Annotated in this window: 2 protein-coding genes; both read left to right on the top strand. The window is 63.3% G+C overall.

Going from position 1 to position 1,769, the window contains the following annotated elements; all coding sequences use genetic code 11:
- On the top strand, positions 1-582 hold a 582-nt coding region (locus RIN13_RS10285; RefSeq protein WP_309107236.1), incomplete at its 5' end, for a cation:dicarboxylate symporter family transporter.
- Positions 583-710: 128 nt separating this feature from the next.
- On the top strand, positions 711-1,769 hold a 1,059-nt coding region (locus RIN13_RS10280), incomplete at its 3' end, for a winged helix DNA-binding domain-containing protein (RefSeq protein ID WP_309107235.1).

The raw sequence follows: 1,769 nt of genomic DNA, 5'->3' as shown, positions 1-1,769 counted from the left end.
CTGGGCACGGCGTCCACTGAATCCGTGCTGCCGCGCATCATGACCAAGCTGACCAATGCCGGCTGCTCACGCGCCACCACAGGACTGGTGGTTCCCACCGGTTACTCGTTCAACCTCGACGGCGCCGCACTCTACCTTTCCATCTCCCTGCTGTTCCTTGCCCAGGCATTCGGACACAACCTGGACCTCGGCCAGCAGCTTGCTGCGCTGGGGATCCTGATGCTCACTTCCAAGGGCATGGCCGGCGTCCCGGGCTCGGCGTTCCTGGCGCTCTCTGCAACGGCAGGCGCGCTGGGCATCTTCCCGGTGGCAGGTGTCGCACTGCTGCTCGGGGCAGACCGCCTGATGGATTCGATGCGTGTGGTGGTCAACCTTTTGGGGAACTGCGTTGCGACGTTCGTGGTGGCCAAGTGGGAAGGGCAGTTCGACCGCGAAGCCATGCTGGCGGCGTTCCAGACGGATCGCGCTGCTGAAGCCGCGGCGGCAAATCCTGCAGTTGAAGACAGCCAGGAGTCTTCTCCGGTTGCCGAACTGCCTGCATCAACCGACGGTCCTGTGCCGGAGAAGGTACTGCTGAAATAGGGATCCGGACTTAGCTTCTCTGCTACTCTGGCGCCAATGTTCCGGCTGCCTGAGGACCTCAAGATGAAGCTTGACTTTAGTGCCCTGGCTCAATGGCCTGGAAACCTCTCCGCAAGTAGGGCAGTCTGATGGATCCCCTCGGCACTGTGCGCCAGCGACTGGTGAATCAGCGTTTGGCGGGGGAACCTTTCAAGGATGCGGCGGAGGCGGTGCGATGGCTCGGGGCCGTGCAGGCGCAGGAGTTCGCCGAGGCCAAATGGTCGCTGGCCGAACGTACCGACGGTTGCACGGATGCCGACGTCGAGGCCGCCTTCGCCCGGGGTGACATCATCAGAACCCACCTGCTGCGCCCCACCTGGCATTTCGTTGCCCGTGAGGATCTGCGCTGGATGCTGAGGCTGAGCCGTCCCCGTGTCCACGCGCTCAACCGCCATTGGTACGGCAAGTTCGGCGCCAGCCCTCAGCTGCTCATTCGGTCCCACGAAGTCTTCGCCCGGACTCTCGCCGGCGATGGTCCGCTGACCCGGCGGGAGCTGATGGAACGTCTGGCGCTGGAAGGCATCGAGACAAGGGGCCCTCAGCTGGCCTACTTCCTCATGTACGCGGAGCTCGAAGAGCTCATCTGCAGCGGTCCGCGACGCGGCAAACAACACACCTATGCCCTGGTCGATGATCGTGTGCCGGTAACCGCGCTGGATGACCGGTCGCGCGAGTCAGCGCTCGATGAGCTCGTATTACGCTACTTCCGGAGCCATGGTCCAGCCACGGTAAAGGACTTCACCACCTGGTCGAGCTTCACTGTTGCCGATACCAAGGCGGCTCTCCAACGCCTCAACGGGCAGCTCGAGTGCATCAACGATGAGAATGGGACCGGCTGGTATTCAGTGCCGGCTGCCGGTGTACCTTCGCCAAGGCTCACCGGGGGTTTCCTCATTCCGATGTTCGACGAAACCGTGGTCGCCTACCAGGACCTGCGCGTCGTGCTCGCCCACCCGCCGCCGCGGCCCGGGCTGTTCCTTGACCGGGCCATCGTGATCGACGGCCGCACTGTGGGCAGTTGGAAGCGAACAATCAACGGACGTTTCGTCGTCGTGGAAGCGACCCTCTTCGGAGCCATTACCAAGCCGCAGGAAGAGGCCCTTGACCAGGTGGTTCAACGCTTCGGACGCTTCCTGGAAATGGAGGCC

The organism is Arthrobacter sp. (assembly GCF_031179985.1).
GTDB lineage: Bacteria > Actinomycetota > Actinomycetes > Actinomycetales > Micrococcaceae > Arthrobacter.
Note: the sequence above shows the minus strand (reverse complement) of the source record. Positions and strands in the feature narration are given on the sequence as shown.